General features: G+C 72.1%; 12 protein-coding genes. 6 read left to right on the top strand and 6 right to left on the bottom strand.

What is annotated here, in order from left to right; all coding sequences use genetic code 11:
- Positions 1 to 3: 3 nt before the first annotated feature.
- Positions 4 to 1,854 carry an ABC transporter ATP-binding protein gene (locus BLV72_RS24235; RefSeq protein ID WP_093464814.1) on the top strand — a complete coding sequence of 617 codons (1,851 nt, stop codon included), beginning with the start codon at positions 4 to 6 and terminating at the stop codon, positions 1,852 to 1,854.
- Entirely contained in the window at positions 1,851 to 3,722 is a 1,872-nt protein-coding gene (locus BLV72_RS24230) for an ABC transporter ATP-binding protein (protein WP_093464813.1), read from the top strand. The genes BLV72_RS24235 and BLV72_RS24230 overlap by 4 nt, the downstream gene beginning before the upstream one ends.
- Before the next feature lie 92 nt (positions 3,723 to 3,814).
- Here the strand turns inward: BLV72_RS24230 and BLV72_RS24225 are convergent, their stop codons facing one another.
- Entirely contained in the window at positions 3,815 to 4,405 is a 591-nt protein-coding gene (locus BLV72_RS24225; protein WP_093464811.1) for a TetR/AcrR family transcriptional regulator, read from the bottom strand.
- Between the two features lie 304 nt (positions 4,406 to 4,709).
- Here BLV72_RS24225 and BLV72_RS24220 point away from each other — a divergent pair, with 304 nt between their 5' ends.
- Positions 4,710 to 5,648, top strand: coding sequence for an alpha/beta fold hydrolase (locus BLV72_RS24220; RefSeq protein WP_093464810.1), 939 nt, complete (start codon positions 4,710 to 4,712; stop codon positions 5,646 to 5,648).
- Positions 5,649 to 5,743: 95 nt separating this feature from the next.
- Here the strand turns inward: BLV72_RS24220 and BLV72_RS24215 are convergent, their stop codons facing one another.
- The 4 genes from BLV72_RS24215 to BLV72_RS24200 all read right to left on the bottom strand — a co-directional run bounded on the left by BLV72_RS24215 (position 5,744) and on the right by BLV72_RS24200 (position 10,293).
- Positions 5,744 to 6,421 (bottom strand): aspartate/glutamate racemase family protein, encoded by a 678-nt coding sequence (locus BLV72_RS24215; RefSeq protein WP_244320942.1) that lies wholly within the window; start codon positions 6,419 to 6,421, stop codon positions 5,744 to 5,746.
- 298 nt (positions 6,422 to 6,719) lie between these two features.
- Positions 6,720 to 7,487 (bottom strand): AroM family protein, encoded by a 768-nt coding sequence (locus BLV72_RS24210; RefSeq protein ID WP_093464808.1) that lies wholly within the window; start codon positions 7,485 to 7,487, stop codon positions 6,720 to 6,722.
- 84 nt (positions 7,488 to 7,571) lie between these two features.
- Positions 7,572 to 9,269 (bottom strand): OPT/YSL family transporter, encoded by a 1,698-nt coding sequence (locus tag BLV72_RS24205; RefSeq protein WP_093464807.1) that lies wholly within the window; start codon positions 9,267 to 9,269, stop codon positions 7,572 to 7,574.
- A gap of 61 nt (positions 9,270 to 9,330) precedes the next feature.
- A complete protein-coding gene (locus BLV72_RS24200; RefSeq protein WP_093464805.1) occupies positions 9,331 to 10,293 on the bottom strand; it encodes a DUF1177 domain-containing protein in 963 nt (320 codons plus the stop codon).
- Between the two features lie 337 nt (positions 10,294 to 10,630).
- Here BLV72_RS24200 and BLV72_RS24195 point away from each other — a divergent pair, with 337 nt between their 5' ends.
- Together BLV72_RS24195 and pepE are read left to right on the top strand one after the other, a co-directional pair.
- Positions 10,631 to 11,434: an IclR family transcriptional regulator gene (locus tag BLV72_RS24195; RefSeq protein WP_093464804.1), complete on the top strand. Its 804-nt coding sequence runs from the start codon at positions 10,631 to 10,633 to the stop codon at positions 11,432 to 11,434.
- Positions 11,435 to 11,587: 153 nt separating this feature from the next.
- Positions 11,588 to 12,325: a dipeptidase PepE gene (gene pepE / locus BLV72_RS24190; RefSeq protein WP_093464802.1), complete on the top strand. Its 738-nt coding sequence runs from the start codon at positions 11,588 to 11,590 to the stop codon at positions 12,323 to 12,325.
- Positions 12,326 to 12,342: 17 nt separating this feature from the next.
- Here pepE and BLV72_RS24185 read toward each other — a convergent pair whose 3' ends face one another.
- Positions 12,343 to 12,867 carry a DinB family protein gene (locus tag BLV72_RS24185; protein ID WP_167746395.1) on the bottom strand — a complete coding sequence of 175 codons (525 nt, stop codon included), beginning with the start codon at positions 12,865 to 12,867 and terminating at the stop codon, positions 12,343 to 12,345.
- Positions 12,868 to 13,361: 494 nt separating this feature from the next.
- Here BLV72_RS24185 and BLV72_RS24180 point away from each other — a divergent pair, with 494 nt between their 5' ends.
- Positions 13,362 to 15,590: a M4 family metallopeptidase gene (locus tag BLV72_RS24180; protein ID WP_093470515.1), complete on the top strand. Its 2,229-nt coding sequence runs from the start codon at positions 13,362 to 13,364 to the stop codon at positions 15,588 to 15,590.
- Positions 15,591 to 15,637: the final 47 nt, after the last annotated feature.

The raw sequence follows: 15,637 nt of genomic DNA, 5'->3' as shown, positions 1-15,637 counted from the left end.
CTGATGGCTGTGACGAGTGAACCCCGCGCCCAAGAAGGCGGTGCCGCCCCGCGGCACCGCTCAGCCACGCGTTCGCTCCTGCGGCTGTGGCCCTATGTGCGGCCGGTGCGGGTGCGGCTGTTCGGCGCGGCCGGGGTGGCGGTCGTCGCCTCCTGTCTGGGGCTGGTCATCCCGCTGGTCCTGAAGTGGATGGTGGACGGGCCGGTGGCCCACCGGGACCCGGGCGGAGTCTGGCTGGGCGGTGCGCTGCTGCTCGCCCTGGGCACGGCCGAGGCCGGGCTCTTCGGCCTGCGGCGCTGGCTGGTGGGGCGGCCCCTGGCCTCCGTCGAGGCCGCGATGCGCGCCGATCTCTACCGCCATCTGCAGCGGCTGCCGGTCTCCTTCCACGACCGCTGGGCCTCCGGCCAGCTGCTGTCGCGGGCCACGACCGATCTGATGCTGCTGCGGATGTTCCTGGCCTTCCCGCTCACCTTCCTGGTGGTGAACGGGGTCACCATCCTGGCCGGATTCGCCATCCTGCTGTCGCAGGAGTGGACGCTGGGCCTGGTCCTGGTGATCCCGGCGGTGCCGCTGGTGATCCTCTGCTCGCTGTTCGAGACGCGGTACGCGACGGTGGCCCGCACCGTGCAGGACCAGACCGGCGATCTGACGACGGTCGTCGAGGAGGGCGTGCTCGGTGTCCGCATCGTCAAGGGCTTCGGCCGCCACCGCAGCCAGGCCCGCGCCTTCCGTGTCCTGTCGGAGCAGGTCCGCTCCACCGAGCTCCACAAGGCGCGGCTGCTGGCCACGCTCTGGGCACTGATCATGACCCTGCCGGAGCTGGCGATCGGCGCGGCGCTGGTGCTCGGCACGATGCGGGTGGCCGACGGGGATCTGTCGGCGGGCACGCTGGTCGCCTTCCTCTCCACCGCCCTGACGCTGCGCTGGCCCGTGGAGTCCCTGGGCTTCCTCCTCGCGATGAGCCAGGACGCGGCGACGGCCACCGACCGCTATTTCGACGTCATGGACGCGGAACCGGCCACCGCGGCCGACCGGCGGCCCGCAGGGGCGGTGCGGCGCGGCGAGGACGGCGAAGGCAGCGAGGGCGGCCAGGACCGCGAGGGCGGGCTCCGGTTCGAGGGGGTGGAGTTCGCCTACGCGGACGCGCCGCCGGAGGAGCCGCCCGTGCTGCGCGGGGTCGATCTCCACATCCGGCCCGGCGAGACCATGGCGCTGGTCGGGGCGACCGGATCCGGAAAGACCACCCTTACCGCTCTCGTCCCCCGGCTGCAGGAGATCACGCGCGGGCGGATCACCCTCGACGGCCGGGACATCACCGCCCTCCCCCGGGAGGAGCTGCGCGCCCTGGTGGCCGTCGCGTTCGAGGAGCCCACGCTGTTCTCCGCCACCGCCGGTGAGAACGTCCTCATGGGCGCGAGCGACGCGGGCCGGGAGGAGCTGCTGCGAGCCCTGAAGGTGGCGCAGGCCGATTTCGTGCACACCCTGCCGGAGGGCACCGACACCGAGGTCGGCGAGCAGGGGCTGAGCCTGTCCGGCGGTCAGCGGCAGCGGCTCGCGCTGGCGCGGGCCGTCGTGGGCAGCCCGCGGTTCCTGGTGCTCGACGATCCGCTGTCCGCCCTCGATGTGCACACCGAGGCGCTGGTGGAGGCGGCACTGCGGCAGGTGCTGGCGGCCACGACCGCGCTGGTCGTCGCGCACCGGCCGTCCACCGTGCTGCTCGCCGACCGGGTCGCGCTGCTGTCGGAGGGCCGGATCACCGCCGTCGGCACCCATCAGCGGCTGCTGCGGGAGAGCGCGGAGTACCGGTCGCTGATGTCCGGGCAGGAACGCGAGGAGGGGGAGAGCAGACCATGACGACGGTCGAGGAGGAGCGGGAGAGCACGGACGACGAGGGCTGGGGCGAGGACAGCGACGAGGGCCGGGCGCCGTCGTCCGACCCGTTCGACCGCGATGTCCTGCCGGTGCCCAAGGGCGCGTCGCCGGCTCTGCTGCGTTCGCTGCTCTCGCCGCGCCGGCGGCGGGTCTGGCTGGCGGCCGTCCTGCTGCTGCTCCAGCAGGCCGCCGTGCAGGCGGGTCCGCTGCTCGTCGCGTACGCCATCGACCATGCCGTGCCCGCCCTCCGCGACGGCGCCCACGGCCCGCTGATCGCCGTCGGCGCGGTCTATCTGGGCTGTGCGCTCGCCTCCGGGACGCTGCAGTACGCGTTCATCCGCTTCTCCGCCCGGATCGGCCAGGACGTGCTGCTGGATCTGCGCGGCCGGATCTTCCGCCATGCCCAGGCGCTGAGCGTGGACTTCCACGAGCGCTACACCTCCGGCCGGCTGATCTCCCGCGCCACGACCGATGTCGAGTCCCTGCGCGAGTTGCTCAGCGAGGGGCTGGAGGAGCTGCTCGGGGTCGCGCTGTCGGTCGTCTACATCTCCGTCACGCTGCTCTATCTCGACTGGGGGCTGGGCGGGGCGGCCGTGCTCTCCTTCTGGCCGCTGTATCTGCTGATCCGCTCCTTCCAGCGGCGCTCCATGCGGGTGTACCGCAAGCGGTCGACGGCGATCGCGGCGGTGATCGTGACGTTCACCGAGACCATGAACGGCATCCGCCCCGTGCAGGCGTTCCGCCGCGAGCGCGCCAACGACACGCGCTTCCGCGAGCTGAACCACCGCCATGAGCGCGCCAACGGGGACGCGATCCTGGAGATGGCCCGCTATGTGGTCAGCTCCCGGCTGGTCGCCAACGCGGCGGTGGCCGCCCTCGTGCTCTGGGGCGCCTACCGGGTGGCCTCCGGTTCGCTCGCACTCGGGGTGCTCGCCGCGGCCGCGCTGTATCTGCGCAGGCTGTACGACCCGATCGACCGGCTGGGGATGTTCCTCAACTCCTACCAGTCGGCGGCCGCCTCGCTGGAGAAGATCGCGGGCCTGCTGGCCCAGCGCCCCTCCGTCCCCGAGCCCGCCGGCCCCAAGCCACTGCCGCCGCGCCCGGCGAAGGCCCCCGGCCGGGAGGTGGTCTTCGACGGGGTGCGCTTCGCCTATCGCACCGGCGGCGAGGTGCTGCCCCGCTTCGACCTCACGCTGCCCGCCGGGCAGACCCTCGCGGTGGTCGGGGCGACCGGGGCGGGCAAATCCACCCTCGCCAAGCTGCTGGCCCGCTTCTACGACCCCAGCGAAGGGCGGGTGCTGCTCGACGGGGTGGACCTGCGCGATCTGGCCATGCCCGAACTGCGGCGCGGTGTGGTCATGGTGACGCAGGAGGCGTTCCTGTTCTCCGGCACGATCGCCGAGAACATCGCCATCGGCCGTCCCGACGCCACCCGCGCCGAGATCGAGCAGGCGGCCAAGGCGATCGGCGCACACGACTTCGTCGCCGCCCTGCCCGACGGCTACGACACGGATGTGCGCAAGCGCGGCGGCCGGATCTCGGCCGGCCAGCGCCAACTGGTCGCGTTCGCCCGCGCGCTGCTCGCCGACCCGTCGGTCCTCATCCTCGACGAGGCCACCTCCTCCCTCGACATCCCGGGCGAGCAGGCGGTGCAGCGCGCCATGGACACGGTGCTGCGCGGCCGTACGGCGGTCATCATCGCCCACCGCCTGTCGACCGTCGAGACGGCCGACCGGGTGCTGGTCATGGCCGACGGCCGGATCGTCGAGGACGGCTCACCGGACCGCCTGATCGCGGGCGAGGGTCGGTTCGCGGCGCTGCATCAGGCGTGGCGGGACAGCCTGGTGTGACGAGCCGGCCGGCCTGGAAGCGTTGACGTACGCACGCCGGATCGCGGCCAGGACAGAGGTTCGTCGAGTCCACGACGGAACAGGTCGCAGCGCTACTTGCGCGTGCGCGACGCCTGTGAGAGCGCGTCGACGGTTACCCCCACGATGGCCAGGAGCTGCGCCGGGCTCGCCCCGGCTCTGCTCATGACGGCGAGAGACTGGTTCACGGCGGCCACGTGTTCAGCGAAGGTATCGGCGTCCCGGTCGGTCAATCGGCCTGCCTTCAGTGCGGCGCGTAGACGCAAGCGCTGGAAGCCCAGTGCCTCCTTCGCGCGAGCCGCGACACTCCGGCTCAGCACCGGAATCGCCATGGCCGATTGGGCGACCAGGCATCCGTCCGGCAGTTCGGGATCGGCGATGCGCGCGAGGGTGACGTCGAAGAACGCACGAACGGCTGTAAGAGGCTCGGAGGCCGCACACGACAGGGCGGCGTCGTACTTGTCGCCATAGCGCGCGGCATAGCGATCCAAGCAGCGCAGGAAGAGCGTGTCCTTGTCGCCGAGCGAGGAGTAGATGGAGCTGCGGTTCAGGCCGGTTGCCCGGGACAGATCGTCCACTGAGGTGTCGGCGTAGCCCGCGCGCCAGAACTGGATCATCGCGGCGTCGAGTGCCGTGTCCATGTCGAATTGCTTCTTGCCTGCCACGTGGCACTTCCTTGCCGGTGTGTCGATGTTCCGTGTCGCGCCGCACCATTCTATCTTGAACCAATCGGTTCAAGATGTGTTAGCGTCCAAGCACGGTCATGGCCGGGCGTCCCCCACAGCGCGACATTGTTCGTCCAGCCCGGGCTCGTCGTCCCTGTCCTGCTCCTGGGCCTCACCGATCAGGCCGTCGGGCCCCGGACGTCGAGCAGCGCGCCGGCCGCTCCCGGCATCCGCACTGCGCTCGTGGGCCCAACCCTCGGGCGAAGCTCCGAACCAGAACACCCGACCCCGACGGAGGATCCCCGTGACTGACCCTGCGACCAGCGCCCGGCCCGTCCGCGAAAGTAACCCTGTCCCCGATCTGCCCCTGCACGACCTGGCGGGATTCACTCACTGCTGGGTTGACGCCGACGGCGTCCGCCTTCATGCCGTCGAAGGGGGCCGGCCGACCGGCCCGGCCATTGTCCTGCTCGCCGGATTCCCGCAAACCTGGTGGGCATGGCGAAAGGTCATGCCCAGCCTCGCCGGCCGGTTCCACGTCATCGCGATCGACCTGCCGGGTCAGGGCCACTCCGAGCGCCCGGAGCGCAGCTACGACACGCACACGGTCGCCGCGCACGTCCACGCCGCCGTGAAGTCTCTCGGAGTGTCGACTTACTGGCTGGTCGCCCACGACATCGGCGCCTGGGTCGCTTTCTCCCTCGCACTCCGATTCGAGAGCCAACTGCGCGGGGTCGCTTTGCTCGACGCCGGGATTCCCGGCATCACCCTCCCCGAAGCGATTCCCACCGACCCGGATCGGGCGTGGAAGACCTGGCATTTCGCGTTCCACCTTGTGCCCGACCTGCCCGAGACGCTGCTTGCCGGCCGCGAACGGGACTACGTCGGCTGGTTCCTGACAGTGAAGGCCCTCTCTCCCGACACATTCGAGGACGCCGAACTCGACCACTACGCAGCGGCCGTCGCCGCCGACGGTGGCCTCCGCGCTTCCCTCGCCTACTACCGGGACGCCGCCGAGTCGGCGCGCAAGAACCACGAGGCGCTCAAGCGGCAGCACCTGACGGTGCCCATCCTCGGAATCTCCAGCAGCCACGGCTCCATCCCGGACATGGCGGCCTCCGTCAGCCCCTGGGCCGACGACGTCACCGGAATCGTCGTGCCCGACGCTGGACACTTCATCCCCGATGAGCAGCCCGAAGCCGTCGCCGCCGCTGTAGCCGATTTCATCCTCGACGGCGACTGACACCGGTCAAAACTCCGGCCCGGCGACGTCCAGCCCTGCGAGGGATCCCTTACGGACGCGCAGCCGCCGGGCGGAAGCCTTACGGCTGTTCAGGTTCAGCCGCCGTACGCGTACGAGGCGAGCAGTCCGACGGCGAGTACCGGGTCCACGACCGGGACGCCCAGCCGCTCCTCCAGCAGCGGGCGGATGCCGATGGTGTTGAGGCCGGTGCAGGCGAGGAGCAGGGTGTCGGCGCCCGACGCGACGAGCCCGGCCGCGGCCTCCAGCACCGCCGCGGGCCCCTCCGGGGCGAGCAGGTCGGTGGTGCGGTGGACGCCGTCGGGGCGGGCGGAGGCGGCGAAGTGGTCGCCGAGCACGGCGCGCACGGCGGGCGGTGCCTCGTCCCGGATACCCAGCACCCCGACCCGGCGGCCGAGGCCCAGGGCTACGGCGGCGGCCGCCGAGCCCGCGCCGATGACGGGGATGCCGACGGCTTGGCGGGTCTTCTGGAGCGCCGGATCGGCGGCGCAGCTGATGATCAGCGTTTGCGCCCCGGCATCGGCCAGCTCCCGCGCGAGGTCCACGATCTTGGGTTCGGCGCGGGCCTCGGAGTCGTCGTCATGGACGCCGTGGGGCTGGCCGGGGATGCACCGCGAGACGGTCGGCAGACCGTAGCGCTCCTCGATGGCCGTGCCGTGGGTGGCGACGGCGGCAGGGTCCTCGCTGGTGAGGACGCGGATCACCCCGATGGGCCGGGCGGCGGCAGATGCGGACGCGGGCACGGGTACGGACACGGGCGAGGGCGTGGACACGGTGGACCTCCGGTGGGTGGGGCGCTGCGGGGCGGGCGGAGGGTGCGGGTGGGCGTGCGGAGGCGTTACGGGGTGGGCGGGTACGCGGAAGCCTTACGGGGCGCGGGTGCCCCGAGGCGTTACGGTGGCGGCTGAGTGCGCGGAAGCCTTACGGGGCGCGGGTGCCCGGAAGCGTTACGGGGCGGCAGGCTACGCGGAAGCCTTACGGGGCCGCCGGTGCCCCGAGGCGGTATGGGGCCGACGGCGTGCGGCCGGGTGTGCGGCGGCGGCCCGGCGCTCGTCACGCCGAGGCCGCCACCACCTCTGCCGCCATGCGGACGGCGATGGCACGGGCCAGCAGCACGGGGCGGCCCGCGGCCCGCACGGCGGCGGTGCGCATCTGTTCCGTGTAGCCGATGCAGTCCAGAACGAGCCAGGAGCTGCCGCGGTCGGCGAGGGTGCGCGTGGCGGCGGCGATGTCGTCCAGGACGCGCTCGGCGGGGCCGTACGGATCGGCGGTCGCGGCCTGGACCCGGCCGGGCAGCAGCTCCGCCCAGCGGCGGGAGACATCCTCGGCCTGGGCGGGGTGCGGGCAGACGATGCCCACGGGGTCGGTGCCCACGGTCGCGGCGACGGCCTGCTGCACCAGCGGTTCGGCGAACAGCAGCGGCTGCCGGGCCCGCACCGCGGGAAAGCGGCCGGTGCACAGCAGCAGGGTCGCGGCGGCGCCGTCCCGCTCCGCGCGGGCGACCGCGTCCGTGATGCGCGGGACGATCGCCCCGTGCCCGAGCAGTACCGAACGGCCGTCGCGCAGCCGGGAGATCAGCGGCGCCTCGCCGTCCTCGGGGGCCAGCAGCCGGCGGGTCGCCGCCTCGGCGTCGCCGTCGAACCGTTCGGCGTCGAGTGCGCCGTGCTCGACCAGGCGCACCCCGGGCAGCAGCGGTTCGGCGTCCGGGCGGAGGTCGGCGCGCGGGGCCTGGCCGATGGTGACGAGGCCGAGGGCCGGGGCGCCCGCCGGGTGTTCGGGGCCCACGGTCTCCACGGTCTCCCTGGTCTCCCTGGTGTCCACAGCGTGTACGTCCTTTCTCACTGAGCCTTTCTCACTGGGCCTTTCTCCTTGGGCCTTCCTCACGCACCTTCCTCAGGGCCTTCCTCACAGGGCCTTGGTGAGCTGGCCCACGTCGTTGAGGGAGCTACCGGCGACGAGTCCGGCGCCGACCAGCGACAGGTCGTTCTCGGCCTGCTCGTCGGACTCCTTGCGCGCCTCCGCGTCGGCGATCCCGCGCCGCCGCCACAGGGTGTAGAGCTGACGGACGACCAGGGCGCCGAGGACCATCCAGCCGGCCTGGGGCGTGGCCACCAGAAGTCCGGTGGCCAGCAGGACGCCCATCTGCCGGGAGGGTCCGCCGAGGAGCTGGACGAGCGCGCCGGGGATCGCCCACAGCAGCATGGTGGTCATGGTGCCGGGTTCGAGGCCGGTCTTGATGGTGGTGACGTAGACCTCGGCGACCGGCGGCACCTTGCCGTCGGAGAAGAAGGTCTTCCAGGCGACGGCGACGACGACCAGCGCGACGCCGAAGCCGACGAGCTGGGCGAGGTACTGCTGGCGCCGCCCCTCGATCTCGAAGGGGCGCCAGGGTGCGGCGTCCCGGCGCAGCAGCCAGCCCGCCTTGAAGTCGTAGCCGAGGTCGGCGAAGGCGGGGCCGGTGGAGGCCGTATAGCCGACCAGCAGGGCGAGCGGCACGGTCGGGATGTGCAGCACCAGACCGATGATCAAGAAGATCAGGGTGACGGCGAAGGCCGGGAACCAGCCGGAGTGCATCGCCGCCAGCCCCACGATCAGCTGGTGGACGATGGCGGCGACACCGGCCAGCAGCACCCAGCCGACCAGGGCGGGCAGGGAGAGCCCGCCCACCACACCGCCCGCGATCGCGACCACGATCGCGCCGCAGACGAAGAGGCCCATGCCCTCCAGCAGTCCCCTGCGCAGCTGGGGGGCCTGGACCGTAAGACCGCCGTCGGCATCCGGACCGTCGACGGCCGAGCCGTCGGAGACCGGACCGTCGGCGGCCGCCTTCGCCCCGCCCTTCCGTGTCCGCATCAGCAGCAGCGCCTGCGCCAGGGCGACGAGCCCCGCGCCGATCATCAGCCCGTGCGGCACATGGCGCGCGCCCAGGTCGAAGCCGAACTCGGGGGCGTACTGCCCCACGGTCAACCCGACGCCGAACATGGCGAGCGCCCAGATGTTGCCCAGGAACCCCACACCCGCGGCGCTGGTCGGCAGCTTGAACAGCGCGCCGACGAAGCCGATCACCGCGCCCGCGCCCAGGATCGCGGCCTTGCGCCCACCGGTGTCCCCGGCCTTGATCGTCTCGGCCGCCGCGATCCCGGCCGGCCACGACCCGGTGGCGGGCAGCAGCTTGGAGTCGAACACCCGGTACAGCACCCAGCTGTCGACGGCCAGGCCGATGACGGCCCCGCCGAGCATGGGCCACACCAGGTCGTTACGCCCCAGCGCGAACGGCACCGCGATCGGGGTGAGCAGCGAGTTGGCCGCGGCGAAGGTGGAGCCGGAGATCGCCGACTGCACCAGGTTCTGCCGGTGCTTGGAGCGCATCCGGGTCAGCACGCCGACCGGGATACGGCCGATGAGCATCGCCACCAGGGCGCCGATCACGGCCGTGTTGGGCGACACCCCGAGCGAGGTGATCAGCACGATGCCGATCAGGGCGCCGAGGACCGACAGCACGATGGTGAGGACGAGGGTGACCGGCTCGAAGGCTCTCGGGTGCGATCGCGGTGGGGCGTCCGCGGCCGCGGCGTCGGCGCCGGCCTGGGGGTTCGGGTTCATGGGGACTCCTGCGGGGTCCGGTGGGGACGGGTCGGTCACCCGACCGCTGGGGACGGGTCGGTCACCCCGCCGGGGTGAGGGCCTGGAGGTGGGTCATGGGTCCGTACAGCTCGACCAGGCGCGCGAACTCCTCGGGGTCCAGGAAGCGGGCGACGCCGCGTCCGAACTCCTTCGCGGTCTCGACCGCGAACCGGGCCGCGACCGCGATGTCGGTCTCGTGGCTGGCGCCGGTGGCGCATCCGGCCACCGCCGAGCCCGCCGTGATCGCGAGGCCGACGACGGGGGCGGTGGTGGCGACGGCGGGCTGGAGGATGGAGTTGAGGTGGTGCACTCCGTTGCCGTACGGGGTGATGTCCTGCGTGGTGATCGGCAGGATGCGCGCCGACTCGCCGGTCACGCTCTCCAGGACGGCCACCAGATCCTCGCTGACCCGCAGGATCCAGCCCTGGCAGACCGTCGGCGACAGGGCGACGCCGCGGTGGTTGAGCAGCCGGTTGCCCTTGGTGGTGTCGATGGAGACGACCGCGTCCATCGCGGGCGAGATCTCCTCGCGGTTGCACGTCAGCGTGTCCACCGGGGAGTCCATGAAGGGCACGGGGTCGTGTGGCTGGGTGGGGGCCCAGCCGGAGACGTGGGTGGAGAGCGTGACATCGCCGTCCAGGACGTCGCCGCGGGCGTGCATGTCCAGCAGCTTGGCCGCGGCGGACAGCGCCGCCACCGCCCCGTCGGCGTCCGAGACCAGCCCGATCCGCTCCGGGCGGGCCCCGACTCCGCCGAGCCGGCCGAGGATGCCCAGGGTCGGGGCGTCGCCGCCGCCCAGCTTGCCGCGGCGGCCGGGGACGGTGACGGAGACGAAGTCCGTGCTGCCCTTGTCGCCCTCGACGGTGCGCACCTCGACCTGGGGCGCCGTCTGCGGGTCGGCTCCGGCCGCGGCCTGGACCGCGCGCAGATGGTCGGCGAGGAGGGCGCCGCTGGTCTGCGGCCGGTCGAGGAGTTCGATGATGTCAAGGACGTGTTTGAGCACGGCTGGCCTCTCACGGCGGGGTGATGCGGTTGGTGATGTGGTGGGAGATGCGGTCGGTAAGGCGGTCACGGACGCCGTCGGCGATGTGATCGGCAGATGCGGTCGGTAAGGCCGTCGGCGATGCCGTCGGTGAGGCGATCGGTCATGCCTCGGTGAGGCGATCGGTGACGTCGGTGGCCCGACCGGACGAGCGGGGGAAGCGGCGCGCGGGGCGGGCACTGCCACCGGGCACCGGCCTGGCCGGGGATCCGCCCGGCCGTCGGCTCCGCCAGGGTCCGCCCGGCGTCGCGCTGTGCGCAATGTTTTCTCGATATCCGAGAATGTTTACTCTTTCGTCATGCCTGAACAGAAGCCCGTAACCGGCGCCCCGCCCCTCCAGACCGCGGACCGCGTGCTGAACGTGCTGCTCGCCTTCGACCGCGAGCGCCCCGAGTGGGGCGTCACCGAGATCGCCGAGGAGTTCGGGCTGGACAAGTCGGTGGCCCAGCGGCTGCTGGCCGCGCTGGCCTACCGGGGCTTCCTGGTCTCCGACAAGCGCTCACGCCGCTATCGGCTGGGCCCGGCGGTGTGGCATCTGTCCTGGGTGTGGGAGCGGGGCGGCGGCATGGCCAGCCTGGCCCGGCCGATCCTGGAGGCGCTGGCCGAGGCGGTCGGGGTGAACACACTGTTCGCGGTCCCGGACGGGGTGCACATGCGCTGCGTCGCGGCGGTGGACGGGGCCACCGGCCCGCTGCGCTACTACGTGCTGGCGGGCGAGCTGTACCCGGCACACGCCGGCGCCACCTCCCGCGCCTACTTCGGTATGCTCCCGCCCGGTGACCGGGCCGTGCTGCTGTACGGCCGCCCGATGGCGCGCTTCAGCGAGCACACACCGACCGATCCGGTGCGGCTCGAAGAGCGCTTCTCCCAGGTGCGGCGCGACGGCTACGCCTACTCCGAGGGCGAGTACGATCCGGACAGCGCGGCGCTCGCGGCGCCGGTTCTGGTGGGCAGACGTCCGGTGGGCACCCTGACTCTGGCCGCCGCGCCCGAGGTGCTGCGCCCCCGCCGGGAGCAGCTCATCGCGCCGCTGCTGCAGGGCGCCGCCGATCTGGGCAGGCTGCTGACGCCGACCCGGCCGCGACGCGCTCCGCGACGCTAGCGGCGCCGAGCGGCGCCCCTCCGCGCGGCGTACCGCCCACTCCGACAATTCGCCCCAAATCCCCCACTTCCCCTCACCGCCCCGGCCCTCCGTACCGCCGTTCCACTGTTCCGCCGTTCCGCCGTTCCGCCGTTCCGCCAGAAAGGCCCCCTCATGCAGTTGCTGCTGCTGTCGAACTCCGCCGCGCCCGGCCGCGGCTACCTGGACCACGCACTCGAGGAGATCGCCTCGGCACTGGACGGCGCGCGCCGGCTCGTCTTCGTGCCGTACGCGCTGGCCGACCACGACGGCTACACCGCCAAGGTGGCCACGGCCCTGGAGCCGCTGGGCGTGGAGGTCACCGGTGCGCACACCGCCGACGACCCGGCCGGGCTGGTGCGCGGGGCGCAGGCGGTGTTCGTCGGCGGCGGCAACAGCTTCCGGCTGCTCAAGGCGTTGCACGAGCGCGATCTGGTCCGGGCGATACGGGAACGGGTAACCGCGGGCGCGGTCTACATGGGCTCCAGCGCGGGCACCAACATGGCCTGCCCGACCCTGCGCACCTCCAATGACATGCCCATCGTCCAGCCGCCCACCTTCGAGGCGCTGGGGCTGCTGCCGTTCCAGATCAACCCGCACTACCTCGACGCCGAGCCGGACACCGCCCATATGGGCGAGAGTCGGGCCCTGCGGCTCGAGCAGTTCCTGGAGGAGAACGACGTCCCCGTGGTCGGGCTGCGCGAGGGCACCTGGCTGCGCCGGGACGCGGACCGGCTGACGCTGGGCGGCATCGACGCCGGGGCGATCCTCTTCCGCAGGGATGAGGACCCGGCGGAGCTGCGCCCCGGTGCCGATCTGAGCGCGCTGCTGCGGGAGGAGTCGCGCTTCGACTCCGCCGCGCACTCCTCCTGACCGCGGGGCCGGGCGTCTCACTCACCGACCGAGCCGTCGGCCAACTCCCGTACGACATCGAGCTGTCCGGCGTGGCGGGCGTACTCCTGGAGCAGGTGGAAGAGGATCCAGCCGAGCGTCGGGGCCTCGGCCTCGGTGGCGAACCGCCCGCCGGTGGCCGCCCGCCGCTCCAGCGGTACGCCCGCGACGGTCGCCCGCGACCAGGCGCACTGCTCCTCGTACCGCGCCCGCACCTCGGCGGACTTCACGCCCTCGGGGACATGCCATCGGTCCTCGGGGCCGCGGTCGCCCCAGGGGTCGTCCACCGCCTCGCCCAGGAATCCCCAGCGCAGCCAGCGCCGTTCGACATGGGTCAGATGGTGGAGCAGTTCCAACGGGGTCCAGCCGGACGGCAGTCGGCTGGTGCGCAGCTCGTGCTCCGAGAGGCCATCGAGCTTGTTGGGCACGAGGGAGCGGAAGTAGTCGAGATAGGCGCAGAGCATGTGGTGAGGCCCGGTCAGCGCATGCGGAGGCTCGTCGATCGGGTTCACGGGGCCGGACATGGGGGCGATGCTACGGAACGCCACCGACATCGGGCATTGCCGAATTTGACCGTAAATCACCGTCATACGAACACGGCATAGCTGTCAACGGACGCTTTCCGGACAAGTTCTTGTCGCGATCCTGACAGGTCAAGTCCAGTGGTGCCACTCTTCCCTCGGCCGGGGGCGCAGCACATTCCCACAGCGTGACGCCGCTCTCCCGCCGTACCCCCAGCCCCCGGTCGCACCGCGGCCGCGCCCCGTCGTTCGTCTGCGGCAGGGCGCACCCGGTAACGCCAGGGGACGGTAAACCCGCTCTGCCCCGCTCTGCCCTGCCCTGCCCGGACGGCGACCCAGCCGCCCGGTCGTCCCGGCCGTGCCACCGTGCGGCCAGCGCAGAAGGAGTCAGCGTGAGATCCCTCCCCCAACGGCACCTCAGACCCAGCACCCGCAGATCCGGTCGCACCCCAGGTCAGCGAGGAGTGGCGACCGGCGCGCTGGTCGTCGCGGCGGCGATGATCGGCGTCGGCTTCCAGAGCGGCACCGCCGCCGCCCGCCAGGACGGCGCCGCGGACCGCCCCGCCGCCCGCACGATATCCGGCGCCCCCGACCCCGGCGCCCTCCCCGTCAAGCTCTCCCCCGCCCAGCGCGCCGAGCTGATCCGGAAGGCCGACGCCGCCAAGGGCACGGCCGCCAAGGGGCTCGGGCTCGGCGCCAAGGAGAAGCTGGTCGTCAAGGACGTCATCAAGGACGCCGACGGCACCACCCACACCCGCTACGAGCGCACCTACGCCGGACTGCCCGTCCTCGGCGGCGATCTGGTCGTCGACCGGGCGAAGAGCGGTGCGCGGCTGACCGTCGCCAAGGCGACCAAGGCCCGGCTGACCGTGCCGACCACCACCGCCGCCGTCGCGCCCGCCACCGCCGAGAAGGCCGCCGTGAAGGCGGCGAACGCGCAGGGTTCGCGGAAGACCGAGGCCCAGCGGGCGCCCCGCAAGGTGATCTGGGCCGCGAAGGGCACCCCGACCCTCGCCTATGAGACGGTCGTCGGCGGCCTCCAGGAGGACGGCGCCCCGAACGAGCTGCACGTCATCACCGACGCGGCCACCGGCACGAAGCTGTTCGAGTTCCAGGGTGTCAAGAAGGGCACCGGGAACAGCCAGTACAGCGGCCAGGTGACCCTCGGCACCTCGGGCAGCGCGGGCTCGTACAACCTCACCGACTCCGGTCGCGGCAACCACAAGACGTACAACCTCAACCGCGGCACCTCGGGCACCGGCACGCTCTTCACCGACGCCGACGACGTCTGGGGCAGCGGCACCACCTCCGACGCCGCGACCGCCGGCGTGGACGCGCACTACGGCGCCGCCGAGACCTGGGACTACTACAAGAACGTCCACGGCCGCACCGGCATCAGGGGCGACGGCGTCGGGGCGTACTCCCGGGTCCACTACAGCAGCGGCTATGTCAACGCCTTCTGGCAGGACGCCTGCTTCTGCATGACGTACGGCGACGGCTCGGGCAATGCCAAGCCGCTGACCTCCATCGATGTCGCCGCCCACGAGATGAGCCACGGGGTCACCGCGGCCACCGCCAACCTCACCTACAGCGGTGAGTCCGGCGGGCTCAACGAGGGCACCTCCGACATCTTCGCCGCCGCCGTCGAGTTCTACGCGAACAACGCGAGCGACCCCGGGGACTACCTCGTCGGCGAGAAGATCGACATCAACGGCAACGGCACCCCGCTGCGCTACATGGACAAGCCCAGCAAGGACGGGGCCTCCAAGGACAGCTGGTACTCCGGTGTCGGCAATGTGGACGTCCACTACTCGTCCGGCATCGCCAACCACTTCTTCTACCTGCTCTCCGAGGGCAGCGGCACCAAGGTCATCAACGGCGTCAGCTACGACAGCCCGACCTACGACAACCTCCCGGTCGCCGGCATCGGACGGGGCAACGCGGAGAAGATCTGGTTCAAGGCCCTGAGCCAGCGGATGACCTCCAACACCAACTACGCGGGCGCCCGTGACGCCACGCTGTGGGCGGCGGGCGAGCTCTTCGGCCAGGGCAGCGCGCAGTACAACGCGGTGGCGGGCGCCTGGGCCGGGGTCAACGTCGGCACCCGGATCGCCGACGGTGTCACCGTCACCCCGCCCGGCGCCCAGACCAGCATCGTCAACCAGGCCACCAGCCTGCAGATCACCGCGACCAGCTCCAACCCGGGCGCGCTCTCCTACGCGGCCAATGGACTGCCCGCGGGCCTGTCGATCAACTCCTCGACCGGCCTGATCTCCGGGACCCCGACCACCGTCGGGTCGAGCCAGGTGACGGTCACGGTGACCGACTCGGCCGGCAAGACCGGCACGGCGGCCTTCACCTGGACCGTGAACACCAGTGGCGGCAATGTCTTCGAGAACACCGCGGACATCGCCATCCCGGACGCGGGTGCGCCGATCACCTCGCCGATCGCGGTGAGCCGGGCCGGCAACGCGCCGTCCAACCTCCAGGTGGGCGTGGACATCGTGCACAGCTACCGCGGCGACCTGGCGATCGACCTGATCGCCCCGGACGGTACGGCCTACCCGCTGAAGAGCGCCAGCCTCTTCGACTCGGCGGACGACGTGCGGACCACGTACACCGTGAACGCGTCCTCGGAGACCGCGGTCGGCACCTGGAAGCTGCGGGTCCAGGACATGTACGCGCAGGACACCGGCTACATCAACAGCTGGAAGCTGACCTTCTGACCGAGCCGTGAGGCTCCCTCAGGACAGGCGCCGCCAGGGGTCGACCC

The organism is Streptomyces melanosporofaciens, from assembly GCF_900105695.1.
GTDB lineage: Bacteria > Actinomycetota > Actinomycetes > Streptomycetales > Streptomycetaceae > Streptomyces > Streptomyces antimycoticus.
This window is presented reverse-complemented; position numbering and strand designations above follow the sequence as displayed.

Bases quoted from the DNA above. Each gene is read 5' to 3' on its own strand.
- BLV72_RS24235 (WP_093464814.1), top strand. From the start codon at position 4: ATGGCTGTGACGAGTGAACCCCGCGCCCAAGAAGGCGGTGCCGCCCCG.
- BLV72_RS24205 (WP_093464807.1), bottom strand. From the start codon at position 9,269: ATGAACCCGAACCCCCAGGCCGGCGCCGACGCCGCGGCCGCGGACGCC.
- pepE (WP_093464802.1), top strand. From the start codon at position 11,588: ATGCAGTTGCTGCTGCTGTCGAACTCCGCCGCGCCCGGCCGCGGCTAC.
- BLV72_RS24180 (WP_093470515.1), top strand. From the start codon at position 13,362: ATGATCGGCGTCGGCTTCCAGAGCGGCACCGCCGCCGCCCGCCAGGAC.
- BLV72_RS24185 (WP_167746395.1), bottom strand. From the start codon at position 12,867: ATGTCCGGCCCCGTGAACCCGATCGACGAGCCTCCGCATGCGCTGACC.
- BLV72_RS24195 (WP_093464804.1), top strand. From the start codon at position 10,631: ATGCCTGAACAGAAGCCCGTAACCGGCGCCCCGCCCCTCCAGACCGCG.
- BLV72_RS24230 (WP_093464813.1), top strand. From the start codon at position 1,851: ATGACGACGGTCGAGGAGGAGCGGGAGAGCACGGACGACGAGGGCTGG.